Origin of the sequence: Polaromonas sp. CG_9.11, assembly GCF_015752225.1 — a bacterium.
GTDB lineage: Bacteria > Pseudomonadota > Gammaproteobacteria > Burkholderiales > Burkholderiaceae_C > Polaromonas.
The window spans coordinates 143,773-162,781 of record NZ_JADOVE010000006.1 but is presented as its reverse complement, the minus strand read 5'-3'; the positions used below and the strand labels follow the sequence as shown (position 1 = coordinate 162,781).

General features: G+C 61.7%; 18 protein-coding genes. 13 read left to right on the top strand and 5 right to left on the bottom strand.

The features are described from left to right. Window positions 1–62 precede the first annotated feature (62 nt). The 4 genes from IWX85_RS07260 to IWX85_RS07245 all read left to right on the top strand — a co-directional run bounded on the left by IWX85_RS07260 (window position 63) and on the right by IWX85_RS07245 (window position 6,853). A complete protein-coding gene (locus tag IWX85_RS07260; RefSeq protein WP_196869283.1) occupies window positions 63–2,093 on the top strand; it encodes a hypothetical protein in 2,031 nt (676 codons plus the stop codon). A 101-nt stretch (window positions 2,094–2,194) separates the two neighbouring features. Continuing rightward, window positions 2,195–4,012 carry a family 49 glycosyl hydrolase gene (locus IWX85_RS07255; protein WP_196869282.1) on the top strand — a complete coding sequence of 606 codons (1,818 nt, stop codon included), beginning with the start codon at window positions 2,195–2,197 and terminating at the stop codon, window positions 4,010–4,012. A 598-nt stretch (window positions 4,013–4,610) separates the two neighbouring features. Beyond that, window positions 4,611–5,627, top strand: a complete 1,017-nt coding sequence (hemB, locus tag IWX85_RS07250; RefSeq protein ID WP_036807059.1) for a porphobilinogen synthase — start codon at window positions 4,611–4,613, stop codon at window positions 5,625–5,627. A 110-nt stretch (window positions 5,628–5,737) separates the two neighbouring features. Further along, window positions 5,738–6,853 carry a magnesium transporter CorA family protein gene (locus IWX85_RS07245; protein WP_036807062.1) on the top strand — a complete coding sequence of 372 codons (1,116 nt, stop codon included), beginning with the start codon at window positions 5,738–5,740 and terminating at the stop codon, window positions 6,851–6,853. 37 nt (window positions 6,854–6,890) lie between these two features. On the opposite strand, the gene IWX85_RS07240 is transcribed toward IWX85_RS07245, so the two are convergent. Further along, a complete protein-coding gene (locus IWX85_RS07240) occupies window positions 6,891–7,229 on the bottom strand; it encodes a hypothetical protein (protein ID WP_036807065.1) in 339 nt (112 codons plus the stop codon). A 43-nt stretch (window positions 7,230–7,272) separates the two neighbouring features. Continuing rightward, window positions 7,273–7,929, bottom strand: a complete 657-nt coding sequence (locus tag IWX85_RS07235) for a response regulator (protein WP_036807068.1) — start codon at window positions 7,927–7,929, stop codon at window positions 7,273–7,275. Window positions 7,930–8,236: 307 nt separating this feature from the next. Here IWX85_RS07235 and IWX85_RS07230 point away from each other — a divergent pair, with 307 nt between their 5' ends. The 5 genes from IWX85_RS07230 to IWX85_RS07210 all read left to right on the top strand — a co-directional run bounded on the left by IWX85_RS07230 (window position 8,237) and on the right by IWX85_RS07210 (window position 13,413). Beyond that, window positions 8,237–9,835 carry an ATP-binding protein gene (locus tag IWX85_RS07230; protein ID WP_196869281.1) on the top strand — a complete coding sequence of 533 codons (1,599 nt, stop codon included), beginning with the start codon at window positions 8,237–8,239 and terminating at the stop codon, window positions 9,833–9,835. Window positions 9,836–9,915: 80 nt separating this feature from the next. Beyond that, window positions 9,916–11,673 (top strand): ATP-binding protein, encoded by a 1,758-nt coding sequence (locus IWX85_RS07225; protein ID WP_196869280.1) that lies wholly within the window; start codon window positions 9,916–9,918, stop codon window positions 11,671–11,673. Continuing rightward, a complete protein-coding gene (locus IWX85_RS07220) occupies window positions 11,670–12,059 on the top strand; it encodes a response regulator (protein WP_196869279.1) in 390 nt (129 codons plus the stop codon). Before IWX85_RS07225 ends, IWX85_RS07220 begins: the two co-directional genes overlap by 4 nt. Window positions 12,060–12,334: 275 nt before the next feature. Then, on the top strand, window positions 12,335–12,772 hold the full coding sequence (locus IWX85_RS07215) for a response regulator transcription factor (protein WP_231379600.1): 438 nt from the start codon (window positions 12,335–12,337) through the stop codon (window positions 12,770–12,772). Between the two features lie 80 nt (window positions 12,773–12,852). Continuing rightward, complete coding sequence (locus tag IWX85_RS07210; RefSeq protein ID WP_196869277.1) at window positions 12,853–13,413, top strand: DUF1003 domain-containing protein; 561 nt, start codon at window positions 12,853–12,855, stop codon at window positions 13,411–13,413. Window positions 13,414–13,451: 38 nt separating this feature from the next. Here IWX85_RS07210 and IWX85_RS07205 read toward each other — a convergent pair whose 3' ends face one another. Beyond that, the gene (locus IWX85_RS07205) at window positions 13,452–13,766 is read right to left on the bottom strand and encodes a DUF4148 domain-containing protein (protein ID WP_051984147.1); all 315 of its coding nucleotides are present in this window, start codon (window positions 13,764–13,766) and stop codon (window positions 13,452–13,454) included. A 203-nt stretch (window positions 13,767–13,969) separates the two neighbouring features. On the opposite strand from IWX85_RS07205, the gene IWX85_RS07200 reads away from it, so the two are divergent. Further along, a complete protein-coding gene (locus IWX85_RS07200; RefSeq protein WP_036812725.1) occupies window positions 13,970–14,857 on the top strand; it encodes a LysR family transcriptional regulator in 888 nt (295 codons plus the stop codon). Window positions 14,858–15,061: 204 nt separating this feature from the next. Here the strand turns inward: IWX85_RS07200 and IWX85_RS07195 are convergent, their stop codons facing one another. Beyond that, a complete protein-coding gene (locus IWX85_RS07195) occupies window positions 15,062–15,751 on the bottom strand; it encodes a dienelactone hydrolase family protein (protein ID WP_196869276.1) in 690 nt (229 codons plus the stop codon). A gap of 74 nt (window positions 15,752–15,825) precedes the next feature. Then, a complete protein-coding gene (locus IWX85_RS07190) occupies window positions 15,826–16,431 on the bottom strand; it encodes a 2-hydroxychromene-2-carboxylate isomerase (RefSeq protein WP_036807079.1) in 606 nt (201 codons plus the stop codon). A 97-nt stretch (window positions 16,432–16,528) separates the two neighbouring features. On the opposite strand from IWX85_RS07190, the gene IWX85_RS07185 reads away from it, so the two are divergent. The 3 genes from IWX85_RS07185 (at window position 16,529) to IWX85_RS07175 (ending at window position 18,965) form a co-directional block, all read left to right on the top strand. Then, a complete protein-coding gene (locus tag IWX85_RS07185) occupies window positions 16,529–17,275 on the top strand; it encodes an SDR family oxidoreductase (protein WP_196869275.1) in 747 nt (248 codons plus the stop codon). A gap of 173 nt (window positions 17,276–17,448) precedes the next feature. After that, window positions 17,449–18,081 carry a MarC family protein gene (locus IWX85_RS07180; RefSeq protein ID WP_196869274.1) on the top strand — a complete coding sequence of 211 codons (633 nt, stop codon included), beginning with the start codon at window positions 17,449–17,451 and terminating at the stop codon, window positions 18,079–18,081. Between the two features lie 107 nt (window positions 18,082–18,188). Further along, window positions 18,189–18,965: a fumarylacetoacetate hydrolase family protein gene (locus IWX85_RS07175; protein WP_036812727.1), complete on the top strand. Its 777-nt coding sequence runs from the start codon at window positions 18,189–18,191 to the stop codon at window positions 18,963–18,965. The last annotated feature ends 44 nt before the right edge of the window (window positions 18,966–19,009 follow it).

Below are 19,009 nucleotides of genomic sequence, written 5' to 3'. Positions count from 1 at the left end.
GTCGGGGGCAATGCCGCTGGTCGGGGGGGCTTGGGGTTTTATTCTTTGGCAGGCCGAGAACCATGAAAACTTGTCTGAATCGATTCCTGATTGCCTGTCTTGCCGTTCTGGGACTTGGGTCTTGTGGCGGCGGGAGCGATGGCGCAGCTGATCGCGCCGACCCATCTTCGCCCCCGCTCGCCAAGCCATCGCTTTCCAGACCGCCGCTTTACTGGAGCGTGTATGGGTACCACATCGTGCGGCAACAGGAGGAAAGCAGTACCCCGGAATTCAGCAGCCGGCCGAACGATTTCAGCACGACGTTGGATAATTACATTCCGGAAACCGAGCTTCAGGCGAATGTCGACTGGGTCGAGGCGAACCTCAAGCCGTTTGGCTACGACCTGGTGGCGATGGACGGCTGGGGCGACACGTTCACCCTCAGCAAGAACGGCTACCGTGCGTCGCACTCGCAGAAGTGGGTGCACGACTATGCCTGGTGGTCCGAGCACCTGCGCTCCCGGGGCATGCGGTTTGGCGTGTACGCCAACCCGCTGACCGTGCTGGTCTCTTCAACGGATACCGAGACAAAGATCGTCGGGACCGACATTCCCGTCAGCAGCCTGATCGATCCGACCGAGGACAGCATTTTCCGGTGGGTGCAGGTCGACCGGCCTGGGGCCGAGGAGTATGTGAAGGGATACATCGCGTACTACGCCAACATGGGCATCCATTTCCTGCGGATCGATTTTCTGGCCTGGTACGAAAACGGGTTTGACCGCTATCTCGGCCGGGTCGGGCCTAACCGGCCCCGGGAAAATTACGCAACGGCGCTTCGCTGGATGCGCGAGGCGGCCGACGAGCACGGCATGTACCTCAGCGTCGCCATGGCGCACCTTTACCAGGAAGCCGAGCTGGAGCGCCAGTACGCCAACAGCATCCGCATCAACGAAGACGTCGATTACGGCGAATGGTGGAAGTTCAGCGAGAAGGACCGCGGCAACCGTTTCTACAACTGGTCGCAATGGGCGAACGCCGCCGATGGCATCACCTACTGGTCCTACCTGTCGGGCCGCGACAAGGTGCGCCTTGATGGCGACTTCCTTCGGATGACAACCTTTTCGACCGACAGCGAGCGGCGCACCGCCCTGTCCATGAACCTGATCGCGGGCGGGCCCATTGCGGTTGCCGACCGATACGACACGATTGGCAAGGCGCTGCAGGTCTATCAAAACAAGGAGATGCTGGCGCTCAACCAGGACGGGTTCGTCGGCCAACCGCGCGTGAACGACCCGACCAACCAGGCCAGCCAGATCTGGACCGGAAAGATGTCGAACGGCGACGTGATCGTCGGTCTCTTCAACCGTGAGTCGACGCCCAAATCACGGTCGATCTCGCTCGCCGACGTCGGCATCGAGGGAAACTTTGCCATCAGGGATCTGTGGCAACGCGCGCCGCTGCACGCCATGAGTGCCATTTCCGTGGAGCTTGCACCGCATGCGAGCATGGTTTTGCGGATCACGCCGGGTGCAAGCACGACCTGCAAGGCGCAGTCCATCGCGGTCGGCGCCATCGACGATGTCAACTACGGCAATCCCGGCCCCCTGCTGTCGGCGACCGCCACCTCCGGGCTGCCGGTGAAGTTCGAGGTCGCGCTTGGCGCGGCGGAGCTGAAGGCAAACCAGGCACAGCCGACCGGCAAGTCCGGGATCGTTTATGTCGTCGCGACCCAGCCGGGCGATGGCACCTGGTGCGCGGCCATTCCGGTCACCAAATCATTCGCGGTCCTCGGCGGACACCAGCCGGCGATGTACATCGGCGCCAGCTTCACCAACTTTGCGGCGAACATCGAAATGCAGCTCAAGGACGAGCTGTGGGTTGCGCAGGCGGTGCAGATTCCGGCGGGCAACCACGAACTCAAGTTCACGAATTCCAACAACTTCAGCAAGGAGGACTGGGGCAATGCGCAAGGCCTCTCGAGCGTGGCGACGCCCACGACGGGCGGCGGCGCCAACATCCGGTTCTCGGTTCCGGAAGACGGTTTTTATCGGGTGACCTTTGACGATCTCACGCTCAAATATTCATTGCAGCGGGTGTCCCGCGGCATTTACTAAGACCCTTGCCGTGAACGTCACCAGAGTCCGCCCCTGTTGTGTACATCAGAAAGCACCCACCATCTGGTGTGTATAAACCGGGACAAGTGCGCGCCACGGTCATGACCATTCACGTGTGCCGATTCCTGATCGGCTGCCTGGCCGTTGTGGGGCTTGGGGCTTGCTCAGTAAGCAATGTCGGCGTCCAGACCTGGCACCATCCGAACGCCGAGGCCAACGCCTCAACGGCCGTCGCGCCGGCAAACGTACGCAGCTCGACGGTGTATCGGGTGCGTGTTGCGCCGGTATCGCAGCCCGACAAGGCGCAGGACGCCTTCGTCTACATGAGCATTCCGCGCAGCGGGCTTGACAAGGCAGGCTATACCGACGAAGACGGTGCCGAATTCTCGGCGCAGGCCGCCATGACCATGAGCTGGTCGTCGTTTCTCCATGACAAGGACGTGTGGGTCCATGTGGAACTGGTGAACGGGCCCGCGCTCACTTCTGCGGACGAGGTGACGATCCGGCCGACGCCCTTGACCTTGCAAAAAGAGCTGGTGAACGAAAGAACCGTGCGAATACGCGTCCCAAGGGCTCCGGAGGGATTGCGCTTTTCGGTTGAATTCGACAGCCAGCAGATGACGAGTTACGAAGGCCCGGACGGCGCATTGACGACCGAATCCGCTGGCAACCGGGCGGTGCATACCGAGCCGCGCAATGGCCTCATGGTCTTTGCCGAGCCCCTCCTGACCGGAAGGGACGCCCAACGGCTGACGCCCGATCCCCGCTCGACCGCCTACACGATCCACTATCCCGCGCCAGGGCTGGTCTCCAACCTTCACGAGGTGACTGACCGGGTGATTTACTTTCGCGCAGGAACGTACTACATGGGCGCAAATTACCACGCGAACTTGCACCCGAATGTTCGCTGGATCTACCTGGCGCCCGGCGCGTACGTGAAGGGCGCGTTCCAGTTCCAGGCTTCACCGGCGGCGTTTGCCGAGCCGGCGGTGCTGGGGGTCACCGGCTTCGGCGTGCTCTCGGGCGAGCAGTACGTTTATGAGGCTGACCGTGCCAACGGCTACCGGCACCGGGCGGCAAACACACGGGATTGCCATGGGTCCTGCGTGAAGCTGCTGGAGTTCGCATCGGGTCCTTCGGCCGAGGGGTTGACGATTCATGGCATCACCATGGCGAACGCACCGTATCACTCGTTCGTGATTCACGGCGCGCCCACCATGGCCGCGACTGTGTCGCACGGCAAGCAGGTGGGTGGCTGGTACTGGCAGACCGACGGCTTTGAGATGTACGACCACAGCACGATGAGCGACATGTTCTTCCATCTCAACGACGACGTGCTCAAACTCTATGGAAGCGACACCCGGGTCGACCGCATCGTGGTCTGGAAGCTGGAGAACGGTCCGGTGATCCAGTGGGGATGGACGCCGCGAAACATCGGGCAGGTGGTTGTCAACGGCATTGACGTCATCCACAACCGCCTGCACAGGGATGACCACAACAGCTGCCTCATCAATTCCGCAAAGCACTATCGCGATCCCGGCTCGGACGTGCTGGCCGATCCCCAGAAACTCGTGTCCGACATTCGGCTGTCGAACATCCGCTCCGAAGGCATGAACCTGTGCGCCATGCGTATTCATGCCCTGTCGAGTTGGCGCAACATCCACATCGAGAACCTGTGGATAGAACAATGGAACGGGCTGGGCAGCGCAAGGCAGGCCAGCCGGTTTGAGGCGCTGTCGAACGGCGCAGGACTTTCCGTGACGATCGGCAATGAGCTTCGCGAACATTCAGGACTCTCGATCCTCAATTACAGGGTTGGCGGCGAGCGCATCACGAAGGAAGCCGGGAACTGGCCCGCTGACAGGCCCGGTCGTCTGAATTTCGATCCCGCGCTGTGGGAGAACTGGAATGCACAGTAAAACGTGCGCCCGGTAGGCCGTCTGGTTGCGCCAGGAGCGCCGGAAGATCCAACGCATCGCACCCGGCCGCCGGGTGCGATGCAAATCAAACGAGATATTTGCTTGAACGCCAGCGGCTGGCCCTGTGTCGGTTCACCTGGCGCCTGTCACTTTTGCATGTTGACGCAGGCCAACGCTGCAGGACTCGCGCGTGGGTGTGCCTGGTGTAAGGGCTGTCAGAAAAAAATACCGTCGCTGAAACAAGTCCGCCCGAACCTTGATGTCAGACCGCCCCCAACCGCCGGATGGCCAAAAAAAATCCCGACGACCTCAAGGGTCCGCCGGGATGGAAGTGCCTTTTTGCTGTCACACGCCAAGGCCCCGCTCAGGGAGGAAAAGCGGGGTGCGAGCACCAGGGGGCTGGCGGCTGCACGTTTTTATTCTAGTCCCGCAGTCTGGGATGGACACCCATGGTTGACAGAACACGGGGTAAGTGCTTGTAAAAACCTGCTACTTTCTGTGGCAAAAAAGACGCCGTGGTTTCGCTTCACAACCTGATTCAGAACCTGACTTAGAACCTGATCCAAAACCGGACACCAAGCTTTGGCACAATTTGCCCATGACACTGCATGCTTCCAACTTCGCTCCTTTCCCGATGGGCCGCCCCCGTCGCCTGCGCCGTGACAGCTTCACGCGCAACCTGGTGCGTGAAAACGCCCTCACCGCGCACGACCTGATCTACCCGGTGTTCGTGCTGGCCGGCCAGCATCGGCGCGAGCCGGTGGGCTCAATGCCCGGGGTCGAGCGTCTCAGCCTGGACCTGTTGCTGCCGGTTGCCGAAGAGTGCGTGAAGCTGGGCATTCCGGTGATGGCGCTGTTCCCGGTGATCGACGCGTCGCTCAAATCCGAAAATGGCGAGGAAGCCACCAACCCCGAGGGACTGGTGCCGCATGTGGTGCGGGAGCTCAAAAGGCGTTTCCCAGAACTCGGCGTGATGACCGACGTGGCGCTGGACCCGTTCACCAGCCACGGCCAGGACGGCTTGCCGGACGCCAACGGCTACATCCTGAACGACGAGACGCTCGAAGTGCTGGTGCAGCAGGCGCTGACGCAGGCCGAGGCCGGCGTGGACATCGTCGCGCCCAGCGACATGATGGACGGCCGCATCGGCGCGATCCGCGCTGCGCTCGAAAGCCAGAACCTGATCCACACCCGCATCATGGCTTACAGCGCCAAGTACGCCAGCGCGTTTTACGGGCCGTTCCGCGACGCGGTCGGATCAAGCGGCAACCTGGGCAAGGCCGACAAGAAGGTCTACCAGATGGACCCGGGCAACTCCGACGAGGCGCTGCGCGAAGTGGCCATGGACATTGCCGAAGGCGCCGACATGGTGATGGTCAAGCCCGGCATGCCTTATCTGGACGTGGTGCGGCGGGTGAAGGACGAATTCCAGGTGCCGACCTTCGCCTACCAGGTCAGCGGCGAATACGCCATGCTGAAAGCCGCCGCGCTGAACGGCTGGCTTGACCACGATGCAGTGATGATGGAAAGCCTGCTGGCCTTCAAGCGCGCCGGGGCCGATGGCGTGCTGACCTATTTCGCGCTGGACGCGGCCCGCAAGCTGCGCCGGGGCTGAAGCGTCACCACCGGCTTCAAAGCCATTTGCTACCAAAATAATAGTTGCCTGCGCCCGTCCGATATGCGCAGACAGCCAATTTGATGCTTAACCCAGAGACTTGAGCCTTCATGCGCGTGTTCACCATCATTTCCGGCAGCCTGGGCGTCACCGAAAGCGATGCCCTGCCGACCGAACTGCCGGCGCAGGGTTTTGTCTGGATTGCCTGCGCCCGGCGCGAATTCGAGGTGATGCTCGCGCCGATACAGTCAACGCTGCAGCTGCTCTGCGGCACCCAGCTGGTCGACCTGCACGTGTCCGACCTGCTGAACAACCAGCTGCCCTCGCACTACGACTACACCTCGCAGTACGACATGCTGGTGTTTCGCCGGCTGGCCGCGGGCCATACTGAAACCGACCTGGCCCATCCGGGCGAGCCGCTGCACCAGCCCAGCAAGCGCAGCGGTCCGCCGGTGCTCAAGCGCATCGACACCAGCCCGGTGGGCTTTGCGGTGTTCGACCGGGTACTGCTGACGGTGCACCCGGCCAGCTGCACGGTGCGCGACGCCTACGCGCTCAAGCTGCTCAATGCCACCTCGTCCGAGTCGCGCGCCAACGGCGTGAAGCTGCCGGCCAGCCCGGCCGACCTGATGCTGCGCGTCGTCAACCAGATGGTGGACGGCTACCTGGCGCTGCGCCGCGAACTCACGCGCCAGATGGACCACTGGCAGTCCGAGCTGCTCAAGCCCGGCAGCCGCTTCACCAACTGGAACTCGGTGCTCGACGCCCGGCTGGCGCTGCACCTGCTCGACGAAATTTGCGAAGACCAGCGGGCCGCCCTGCAGGACTGGATCGATTCGATTGAAACCTGGCCTGATGCCGACACGCCGCTGGGCAAGCGCGAGCGCGAACTGCTCAAGGTGCGCTCGCGCGACGTGCTGGAGCACATCGAGCGCGTCGTCCACCATGTACGGCGCCTTGAGCAAAGCGCCGAAACGGCGGTGCAGATGCATTTTTCGGCGCAGAGCAACCGCACCAACGACATCATGCGCACCCTCACGGCGTTGACGGCCGTGTTCTTGCCGCTGAACCTGATCACCGGTTTTTTTGGCATGAACTTCGAGTTTTTGCCCGCCATCCACAGTTCGGCCGGGTTCTGGTGGACATTCGGCCTGATGGTCTCGCTGGTCGTGGTCGTCGTGTCGGTGTTCTGGCGCAAGCGCTACCTGGCGCGGGTCAGTCGCTGAGGCGGCTTGTGCACAGGCACCCGCCGGCCCGCGCCATTCATTCGGCCGGCGCGCTGGCAACGATGGCGCGCAATTCAGCCTCGACCCATTCCAGATGGCGAAGCAGCTGGAGCGGCGCCAACGGCTTGCCGAGCGCCTGCGCCGCTTCGGCCTGATGAATCACCTCAATGGTGTTGTACGCCGCCACGGCGTAACAAGACCCCTTTATTTTGTGCAGCAGATCGACCTGATGGTCAGGGTCTTGTGCGGCCAGGGCGGCAGCAAAATCCAAGCGCCACTGGGGTAGCTGCCGCAGAAAGGCAGCCGCCACCATGGGCAGCCACTTCAGGTTGCCCGAAGACTGCTCAAATTTCATCAAGTCAATTTCACTGCTCATGGGCCTACCCGGCAAGCCAAGGCCAGACAGCGGCAGACGGGGCTCATACCTTGTTCCACATCATCAGGGCACGCTGTGCGTTGGCTGCACAAATCTGGACATGCGCATCGACAAAGCCCCGCAGCCGTTGCAAATCAAGCGGCTTGCGCAAAAACAGCAGATTGGGTGGGAGTCCTCCGCGCCGGTCGATTTCCTGGTCGTTCATGCTCGAGATGACCACCAGCGCGACCGACTGGTATTCAGGCCGCCCGCTCACCAGTTGCAGCAGCATGAAACCGTCAAACGGCTTCATGTTCAGGTCGGTGATCAGGATTTGGGGACGGTTGCGCTCCAGCATCAGCACGGCGTCAAGGCCATCGGTCGCCAGCAGGAAGTTCACGCCGGGGTAGCAGTCTCCAAACAGGTTGGCGATGAGCGCTGCCGTCGGGGCATCGTCCTCGACCACCAGAACCGTCAGCGCTTCACGCCGGTCATCGGCAAGCGCGCCCGCACCAGCGGCTGGCACCTCAACCAGACGGAGCAAGGCCTTTGGCCCGGTTTTATGGTTCACGGCATCGACTGCGTCACGTGTCAGCCGGCGGTGGCCGCCTGCGGTTTTGACTGCCGGAATCCTTCCGGTATCGACCAGCTTTTGCACCGATGTCCTGGACAGTCCAAGAATCCTTGATGCCTCGCCGATGCCCACAAAATCTTCATTCACTATTGATGACCTTAATGAAATTCAGGTGAGGTTGTGTTCGCACCGCAGCGGGTAATGGCAGGCGCCCGCGCAAGACCGCCACAAGCCAGCGAGCGACTTGGCAACGCAAAAAATCACAAATCTACTGAATAATAACAAAATTCTATTATTTATTAATGATAAAACATATAATTAAACGAATATTGTGATTTTTTACATTAACAAAACGTCAAATTCCTGGGTAACCATCCAAGGACCAGCGCGCTGAAGCCACGTCATGAAGCGTTTACTTAAAGCATTTTTACCGAAGCATTCCGACGCCCCTGCCGTGCCCCCCGCATGCATGGACGGGCTGGCCGGACAGGCGCTTGATCTGCTGCCTTGCGTAACCCTGGTCGTCAATGCCGATGGCACCATTGTTTATGCCAGCAAACCCGTCACCCGGCTACTTGGATGGCGCACCAGCAGCCTGCTCGGCAGCCCTGTTTTCCAGTTGTTCACGCCCATCGATCAGCAAAAACTAAACCCGCTGTTGCGCCCGCCGGCCGCCGCGCCAGCAGAAGAGCCGGTGGCGCAAGACGTTGCCATGTGGGTTCTCAATAAAAACCTGCAACTCAAAAAGGCCAAGATATCAGTCGCGCACTTCGAATGGCAGGGCCAGCCGCATGCCTGCCTGTCGCTGCGCTTTACCCTGATTGAAGAGCTCGAACTGCGCCTGGCCAGAGAGCAGGTGCTGGAGTTCAAGCAAGCCAGTGAAAACAAGAGCCGTTTCCTGGCCGACATGAGCCACGAAATCCGGACACCCCTGAACGGCGTGCTGGGCATGATTGACCTGCTCGCCTCGTCAACGCTCGATGCCCAGCAGCGGGCCTACCTGTCCAGCCTGAAAAAAAGCTCCCGTAACTTGCGTGCATTGATCAAGAATGTTCTGGATTTTTCGAAAATCGAGGCCGGAATGGTTGAAACCGAGCAGGTGCCTTTTGACCTGGTTGAAATCCTCAGCGCTGTGGTTCAGGCCTTCACCCCGCTGGCCAGGGCCAAGGGCGTTGCGCTGCAACTTGAACACGCACTGGCCCATACATGCTACGTCGGGGACCCGCATCGCCTGTCGCAGGTGCTCAACAACCTGGTGAGCAACGCGCTCAAATTCACACTGCAGGGCAGCGTGCGCGTCGCTGTTTACGCCCAAATGCTGCTCACAGACCAGGACCTGTGGCGCCTGACGATTTCAGTGACCGACACCGGCATGGGCATCCAGCCTGAACAGCAAGCGCGGCTTTTTGACTCGTTTCATCAGGCCAGCGTATCGGTCAGCCGGCACCATGGCGGCTCGGGTCTGGGCCTGTTCATCAGCAGGGAACTGGTCGAGCTGATGGGCGGCGAACTTTCGGTGAAGAGCCAGCCGGACAAGGGTTCGACCTTTGAATTCTGGCTCGATCTGCAGCCCAGCCATTCACCTGTGGCGTCAATGGAAACAGCCCCTGCGGCCCGTCTGGAGCCACTGGCAGGCGCCCGCATTTTGGTGGTTGAAGACGATCTGACCAACCAGACGCTGCTGCAAGCCTGGCTGCACCAGGCAGAGGCAGTGACGGTATGCCGCGCCAATGGTCAGGAAGCGCTCGAAGAGCTGTCCAGGGAGCGCTATTTTGACGCCGTGCTCATGGACGTTTCCATGCCGGTGATGGACGGACTGACGGCCACCCGGCACATCCGTCAGCCCCAGCCGCAGGACTCGCCTGCGCGCCAGCGCTACCTGGCGACCCTTCCCGTCATCGGCATCAGCGGACACGCATTCAGTGAAGACGTGGCCCGCTGCCTTGACGCTGGCATGACCGACAGCCTGACCAAGCCGCTGTCGCGGGTGGCGGTGCTGCAAAAGCTGACGTCGTTGCTCGAAGCCCGCCAGGCAGGTAGCGCCGAATTCTAAAAAAGCCAAATTCAGCACGGTCTCCCGAAATTTTCACCCTGTCCTCTTCCTGACATTGACCCCCAGCTGAAACGCCACACATGCCTGCATTGCCCGTTGAATTCCCCGTCAATGGCGCCGGTGTCAACCAGAACTTCGCTTCATGGTGGCATCTGGTCCGTGCCATGGGCATTGCGCGCCTGGCCTGGGCTGCCTGCGGCCTGAGCATTGTGGTGTTGGCAAGTGTTGCCTTGCTGGTGCACCAGGCAGACAGGAAGGGAGTCAACAACGCGCTGGACACCAGCGTTTCACTGGACGCCAAGGGCTACGCCAAGTTTGTCTCGCTCAATCTGGCCATCATTGACCGGCAGCTCACGGCGCTGCGCGAGCAGCACCTTCAGGGCCTGCGTCTGCCTGCACAAACCGTCATGAACAGCCGCCTGAAAGAGCTCAACGGCTTGGTGCTGCAGGTTGCCGTGGCCAATGCCGGGGGACTGGTAGTGGACAGCTCGCTTGGCATGCCCAACCCGCCTGTCAGCATCGCTGACCGGGTGCATTTCCGGGTCTTCAAGAACAATCCCGAAGACCGTCTGTTCATCAGCGAGCCGGTGTTGGGCCGGGTATCCAAAAGGCAGTCGCTGCAGCTGGTGCGGCCAATGCTGGCGACCGACGGAAAATTTCTGGGCGTGATCGTGGCTAGCATCGATCCGGAACTGCTGAAGACCTATTTCACCGACATGAAGGCGCTTGACAACCAGGGCAGGCTGTCCATCGTCGGCCTGGATGGGATCGTTCGCTTCCGGCTGACCAACTTGGGCTTCAGCGCAGGCCAGAATGACCAGGCATCACCCCACTGGAAGCAAGCCAGCACCCTGCCGGCCGGTATTTATGACGAATCGAGCCTTGTCGACGGAATTTACCGCCGCATCGGCTTTCACCGGGTGGAGGGCTATCCGCTGCTGGTGGCGGTGGGCACGGGACTGCATGAACAGCTGCGCAATTTCGAGGTGCGCTGGAACCTGATCTGGAGCCTGGCGCTGGCGCTGGCGGCGGTGCTGACCATGGTCGCCGCCACCATTGCCCGGCTGGCGAAGGAGCAAAAGCGCTCTTTCGGCCTGCTGGAGCAAAACCGCCTGCGGACACTGGAGAGCACCCAGACCAAGTCCAGCTTCCTGGCCTCGGTGTCGCACGAGCTGCGCACACCGCTGAACTCGATACTCGGCTTTTCGGAGCTGATCCGCGACACCGGCAACGAACCCCGGATCAGCCAGTACGCCGGCCTGATCCACAAAAGCGGCACCCATCTGCATGCGCTGGTCAACACCATCTTGGACCTGACCAAGATCGAGTCGGGCAACATGGGCCTGACGCTGGAGCACGTCGACATGCCCCAACTGCTGGAAACACTGGTAGCGATTCACAAGGTGAATGCCGACGAGAAAAATGTCGAATTGTCGCTGTCACTGGATGGTGTCGTGCTGGGCACGGTGCTGTCTGACCGTGCCAAGCTGGTGCAGGTCATGAACAACGTGATCCACAACGCCATCAAGTTCACGCCTACGGGCACCATTTTTGTGGTGATCAAGCCCGCCGGGGACTCAGGTCTGCTGATTTCCGTGATTGACACCGGCATCGGCATTCCGGCCGACAAGACCGCCCAGGTGTTTGAACGCTTCAACACCATCGACGCGCCAGTGCGCGGTTCCGGCGCCAGAGGCTCCGGACTGGGTCTGGCACTGTGCGGAGAACTGCTGCACCTCATGCACGGCAAAATCACCCTGTCCTCCGAAGTGGGGCACGGCACCACGGTTGAACTCTTCATTCCTCACCACTTCCCCGCAGAAAGAAAACCAGCATGATGCAGCTTCACCCCGTGGTCTGGGTCGTTGACGATGAAGAAGTGAACCGCATCCTGGCGCGCGCCTACCTGGAGCGGCTGGGCTGGGAAGTCGAGGAATTTGCCAATGGCCATGACGTCATGCGCAGCCTGAAGCAGGCGCGGCCACATGCCTTGCTGCTTGACGTTCGCATGCCCGGCCTGTCGGGCGATGAACTGGTGCGCCAGATCCGGGCACAGTTTCCAGGTGAGGCGATCCGCGTGGTGGGCTACACCGCGCATTGCATGGAAGAAGCCCTGCAGCCCATCCTGGACGCTGGATTCGACCAGGTGCTGATCAAGCCGGTTTCATTCCAGCAAATGGCCAATGCCCTGCCGGTGACTTTGGACGCGCATAACTCGCCTTGATCCGTCAACGAAACTTGCTTCACCGCCCAGCCTTGCCGCCCATTCCTGTAACGCCGCCTGAAACCTTGCCGTCATCCCCGCGAACACGGATACCCTGAAAGTTTGAACCGCGCCGCTGGCGCAGGGCCACTGGCGCCAGGCTTTCACGTAAATGACGCCATGAGAAGAAAGCTTGTCAATTTAAATTTTGCAATTAAATATGCCCCTGACCCAATTTTGAGATGCCGCTTTAGTGCCTCTGCGGTCGAACCGTATTCCATGGTGAATTTCGCGTCTTGAGCCTTAAAATTTTTACACTTGCAAGAATGAAGAAGCTGTTAATTGTTGATGATGACGCCCAGACACGTCGGCTTCTGTCGGCTACTTTCGAATATGACTACGAGGTTTTTAAAGCCGCTAATGGTGTCACTGGACTCAAGATGGTGCTCGACCATCGGCCGGACCTGGTGATTCTTGATGGCAAGATGCCCAGGCTTGACGGGCTGGCAGTTCTTGCGGCTATCAAGTCCGATCCGCAATTGGCAAATATCCTCGTGGTGATGCTTAGCGGCCGCGGACAGTTATCCGACCTGGAAAGGGGCGTGGAACTGGGTGCTGACGCCTACTTCATCAAACCCGTCAGTCCAAAAAGTCTAAAGACATGGGTGTTGGAAAGTCTGGCATCGGGCGAAAGGTCAGGCACCCTTCCAACGGCAATAGAAACTCTGCACTGACGCACGTCACAATGCCTTGCCATCCCATGCCGTGCGAGACTAAAGCGGCGGGGCCGCACCGCAAAGAACAAGGATTGTTGATGCCCGTAATATTTTCCACCGACCCCGGCACGGCCGAGGCCAGCGCCGATGACCTGACCCAGGACAACGTCGAGTCGATGCGCCGGATGGAAGCGCAGGCCATGGACAAGCGCAGCCGGGCGGACCGCATTGCCGCCTTCGTGGCCACTTTTTGCGGCTCCATGCCTTTTGTCTGGCTGCATGTGCTGATTTTTTGCACCTGGCTTGGCTGGAATTCGTGGCCGGGGCTCAGGCATTTTGATCCCTACCCGTACACTTTTTTAACGCTGGTGGTGTCGCTGGAGGCGATTTTTCTCTCGGCCTTCATCCTGATCAGCCAGAACTACGAACTGCGCGTCAGCGACCGGCGCAACCAGCTCGACTTGCAGATCAACCTGCTGACCGAACAGGAAAACACCAAGACGCTCCAGTTGCTGGAGCAGATTGCCGCCAAGCTTGGGGTTGATGTCAGCACGGACGCCGACCTGCGCTTTCTCAAGCAGGTCACGCATCCGGAAAAGCTGATTGCCCAGATTGAGCAGGGCCAGCAGAAAAGCCCGGCGAAACCGCCTGACGCCTGAGCGCCCGGCGGTTCGGGTCTTTGCAGTCAGTGCCTGGCTCAGCTGTGGTCGTAGGGAACGCTGCCGCCGTTCTTTGGCTGCATGCGCAGTTCAGCCTGTACTTGCGCACGGCTTTTGCCCACGCCGTCATTCATGACAGTGACGCTGGCATAGCCGTGGTCAGTCGCCTGGCTCAACGCCGTACCGTTTTGCTGCGCCTGGACCAGTTCGGACTGGACTTGCGCCCGCGTCAGGGTGCTTGAGGTGGCATTGACGGCAGGGTACTGATGGTCCGGGGCTTGGGCAAAAGCGTTGCCGGCCATTGCCGAAGCCAGGGCAATGATGGTGGAAGCCAGGATTTTCGTAGTGTTCATGGTGTCATTTCTTTCAAATGGAGTGAGTGCGTCCCTTGAATCGGGAACCCTTTCCGGCGTTGGGCACTCAGTCAAGCCCGGCTTTGCCGAAAACGCGATTCGCAGGGTTTGCAACCTTGCGTCTGTTGTGATTAGCAGCTATGCACTTGGTTGCGCTTTTAAATACCTTGAAGCAGAACCACTCTGTTTCAGACATGGAAACAATGGACACCCTCAAACTCATCAACACCTTTCGCGAAGTGGCCGCCCGCGGCGGTTTTTCCCGCGCCGCGATAGCGTTGGAGGTCTCCAAGGCCAATGTCAGCAAATACGTTGCCGAGCTGGAAAGACAGCTCGGCACGCGCCTGCTCAACCGCAGCACGCGCACCATCAGCCTGACCGATGCGGGCAGCCTGCTGCTTGAGCGCAGCACGCCCTTGCTGGAAATGATGGCCCTGACACGCGACGAGTTGCTGCACCGCTCCCGGGAGCCCAGCGGACGCCTTCGCATGACCGCGCCGTATGGCATCGGCAGCGTGGAGCTGTCCGGCTTGCTGTCCGATTTCATGCGGCGTTATCCTGAGGTGCAGGTCAGCCTGGACCTGAGCAACAGCGTACGGGACATGGTCGAAGAAGGCATGGACCTGGCGCTGCGCATCGGCGCGACCCCTGACCCCAACCTGATCGTGCGCAGGCTGCGGCCCATTCACATGGTCATTTGCGCCGCTCCGGGGTACTGGGAGCAGCGCGGCAGGCCCGGGCACCCGGATGAACTGGCGAAGCACGATGCACTGACGCTGTCGCTTTCCGGCATGCAACCGGCCTGGTCATTCAAGGTGGAAGGCAAACCGCACAGCGTCGCCCTGCGCAGCCGCATGGACGCGACCGACTCCGGGACGCTGGTGCAGATGGCATTACAAGGCATGGGCGTTGCCCAACTGCCCTGCCTGCTGGTGAAAAAGCTGCTCGCCGATGGCAGCTTGCAGGATGTGCTGCCAGAGTTCAGCCCCGAACCGCGCTGGCTGTACGCCGCGTATGCGCAGCGCCGCCAGAACAGCGCCGCGCTAAAGGCGCTGCTGGCATTTCTGGAAAAACGCTGGAAGGTTGACTGAATCTGTTGGCGACTTTTGCGAACGCAGGCGGTGCCTGAGTAAGGCGACAGCGCATGCAAACCAGCTGACGGATTGAAGCGGCAAGCCATCCGACCAAGTGCCAGCGGGTAACTTGCGACCAACACAACACCTGCCAGCGGTCACGCATACTGGAAAAAAGACTTGGAAACGCTCAAGTTTTCCAGCAAACAGCCGTCCAAACGATCAGCCGACATGGTCGGCCAGAAAAGCCAGCGTGCGCTTCCGCGCCAGTTTGGCTGCCGCTTCGTCGTAGGAGCCGCGCTGGTCACAGTTGAAGCCATGGTGGGCGGAATAGACATGCACCTCGACCTCGGGGTGCGCCGTCTTGAACGCCTCGATGCCTTCCATCGGAATCCAGTGGTCCTGGTCGCCAAAATGCGCCATCACCGGGCATTGCGGCTGGCGGGCGATTTCGCTTTCGGCCGTGATGCCGCCGCCATAGTAGGGAACCGCCGCCGACAGGCCCTTGAGCAGGCAGGCGGCCTTCCAGGTGAGCAGGCCGCCCCAGCAAAACCCGATGATGCCGACCTTGCCGCCGGCGAGTTCGGCCGCATGGTCGATCGCGGCCTGGAGGTCGGGCAGCACACCAGCGCCCGGCAGCGCGTCGACGGCGGTCTTGATCTCAAACCCGGCCTTCATGTCGTCCTCGGTGTAGCCCAGTTCCACACCGGGCTTGACGCGCTCGAAGGTAGCAGGCGCCACCGCCAGGTAGCCCTCGGCGGCAAAACGGTCGGCGACGGCGCGGATGTGCGAGTTGACGCCGAAGATTTCCTGCAGCACGACGATGGCGCCGCGTGGCTTGCCTTCGGGTTGCGCGACATAGGCGGACAGCGTGAAACCGTCGGCAGCCTGGAGAGTGGTGAATTGACCCATGGTGTGAAAAGCTCCTGTTGGAAATTTTTTTGAAAGCGGAGAACGCAGGAAAACGAAAAAGCCGGGTGACTCCCTCAGGCGGCCTGGAGCCGGCGCTCGACAAAATCAAGCCGGTCCTGGCCCCAGAACAATTCACCGTCGATCAGGTAGCTGGGCGCGCCAAACACGCCGGCCTCGATCGCCTGCGCGGTATTGGCCTCGTAGCGCTCCTGGACCGCCTGGCTGTAAGACTGTTCCAGCCGCGCGGCATCCAGGCCGCATTCATCGAGCAGTTCAGCCAGCACCTTCTCGTCGGCAATGTGCCGCGCCTGTGCCCAGCAGGCGCCAAAGACGGCGCTGCCGATCTTCATCGCGGCCTCCACGCCGTCGTGCAGGTCCACGGCAATGATCAGGCGCGAGGCATCGTCGCCCGAGACCGGAAAGAATTTGGGCTTGACCTGCAGCGGCAAGCCCAGAAAGTCCGCATGCCGCCGGAGTTCCAGCAGCCGGTAGGCCTGGCGCTGCGGCGCGCGCTGGCCCAGCGGCAAGCCGCCTGAAATCGGGAACACCTTGCCGCCCAGGTCGATCGGCAGCACGCGAACCGTGGCACCTGTGCGGCGGGCGATGTCTGCAAATCGCTCGTGGCCCAGGTAGGTCCAGGGGCTTTGCGGGGTGAAGTAGTAGTCCACGGTGGTGCTCAAGGTTTTTCTCCGGTGTGTGTCAGGAAGTCATTACAGTCAAGGGTTTCAGCGCGATGCCCTTTGTAACCGGGATCGCCAATTTTTGCAGGAGACTGGTTTGTCCCAACTTGTTTTGATCACCGGCGGCTCGCGTGGCATTGGCGCGGCCACGGCCTTGCTGGCCGCCCGGCATGGCTATGCGGTCGCCGTCAACTACACCGCCAACTCGCTGGCCGCCGACGAGGTGGTGCGGCAGATCCGCCAGGCCGGCGGCCAGGCCATGGCCGTGCAGGCCGACGTGGCCGTGGAGGCGCAGGTAGTGGCGATGTTTGAAAAGATCGACGCCAAATTCGGCCACTTGACCGCGCTGGTCAACAACGCCGGCGTGGTGGACCAGGCCACGCGGGTCGAGGCCATCACGCTGGCGCGGCTGCAGCGGATGTTTGAAATCAATGTGTTCGGCGCCTTCCTGTGCGCCCGCGAGGCGGTGCGGCGCATGAGCACGCGACACGGCGGCGCGGGCGGCACCATCGTCAATGTGTCCAGCATCGCCGCCCGGCTGGGCTCGCCCGGGCAGTACGTTGACTATGCGGCGGCCAAGGGCGCGATTGACACCTTCACCATCGGCCTGGCCAAGGAAGTGGCAGCCGAAGGCATTCGCGTCAACGCGGTGCGGCCGGGCATCATCGAGACCGGCATCCATGCCTCCGGCGGCCTGCCCGACCGGGTGCGCGACATGGCGCCGCAGGTGCCGATGCAACGTGCCGGCAGCGCCCAGGAAGTGGCTGAATCCATCGTCTGGCTGCTGGGCGAGTCGTCCAGCTACACGACCGGCGCATTGCTCGACGTGACGGGCGGAAGGTGAATGGCCCCCACGCTTGTCGCTTCGCGTACTGCGCTGCCCCCCCCCGAGGGGGCCGCTGCGCCTGCGGCCCGGCAAAGCCGACTCCGTGGCCCTGGCTGGCAGGGAACGCCCTTTGCCAAGTGCTGCTGCGCTGTTTTGTGCCCCAGAATTCTTTGTTTGAAAAAGGTTGATTCGTGGACTTCAAACCCCTGGTGACGCTGCTGGCGATCGTCAACCCGCTGGCCATCGTGCCGTTTTTCATCCATTACACGCAGGGCTTTTCCAAACCCCAGCGGCAGCGAACGGTGGCGGTGGCCTCGTTCAGCGCCTTCGTGGTGATTGCCGTCAGCGCCCTGCTGGGCTTGCAGATCCTGGAATTCTTCGGCATCTCGCTGGCCAGCTTTCAGGTCGGCGGCGGCCTGCTGCTGCTGATCAGCGCGATGAACATGCTCAATGCCCAGCCGGCCGAGGCCAAGCCGCTGACCAACGAGTATGAAGACGGAGCAGAAAAGGCCGCCCGGGGCGCCAGCATTGCGGTGGTGCCACTGACGATTCCGCTGCTGACCGGCCCGGCCACCATGTCCACGGTGGTGATCTATGCCGAAAAAGCCAAGACTTTTCTGCAGCTGGGCACGCTGGTCGGCTACGGCATGGTGATTGGACTGGCGACGGCGCTGTGCTTTTCACTGGCCGAACCGATTTCCAGGGTGCTGGGCAAGACCGGAATCAATGTCATGACGCGCCTGATGGGGCTGATCCTGGCCGCGCTGGCCGTCGAGGTGATGGCCGACGGCCTGGGCAAGCTGTTTCCCATCCTGCGGCATTGAGCATCGTTGCTTTGGCGGGCAGTCCCAATGCATCCGAGGCATCAGCCGCCGGCCAACGAAAACCGCCACAACCTCAACCGGTCAACCTTGCCAAGGAAAGTCCCGACATGACCCATGCCAGCCTGCAAGCGGCCATTGACGCCCTGGTGCATGCACGCGCGCACCAGGGCCTGGTCGATGCGCGGTTCCTGCTTGATGCCGTGTCCAGCCCCGGGCAGGCCTATGCCGTTGCGCAAGGCGTGGCCGACCGCCTCGCGTGGTTCCGGCCGGGAACGCCGCAACACTGGAAATCGGGTGGTCCGTCGCGCGATGCGGTGCTGACGCATTCCCGGCTGCCGGAGGGCGGCATCTGGCCGAGCCCGGCAAGCACCGGCTGGCCCTTTGCCCTGCGCGGCATCGAGGCGGAAATTGCCCTGCGCCTGTCCGCGCCGGTGGATGCGGCACTGGCCGCAACCCTGGACCTCCAGGGCGCCCGCAAGCTGGTGGACGCCATGGCCGTCACCATCGAGGTGGTCGATTCGCGCTGGACGCAAGGCCTGGAGGCGCCGGCGCTGCTCAGGCTGGCGGACCTGCAGTCGCATGGCGCACTGGTGTTGGGAAACTGGCGGTCTTTTGAAGCGGCCCGTGACTGGTCGGCCCAGCGCTGCCGGGTGCAGACAGGGGATGCGCCGGCACAGGCGTTTCGCGGCACGCATTCACTGGGCGACCCGGCCCATGTGCTGCCGAGCCTGCTGCGCCACGCCACCTTGGGCGGGCGCACCGTGCCGGCCGGCAGCGTGGTGACGACCGGTACCTGGTGCGGCGTCCTGCATGCCCGGCAGGGCGAGACGGTCACGGTGTCGTTTGACGGCATCGGCGAGGCGCGCGTCAGCTTCGACGCCTGATCTTGCCGCTGCCGTTGCAACCGCCGTGCAGGATGGCCTGGAAC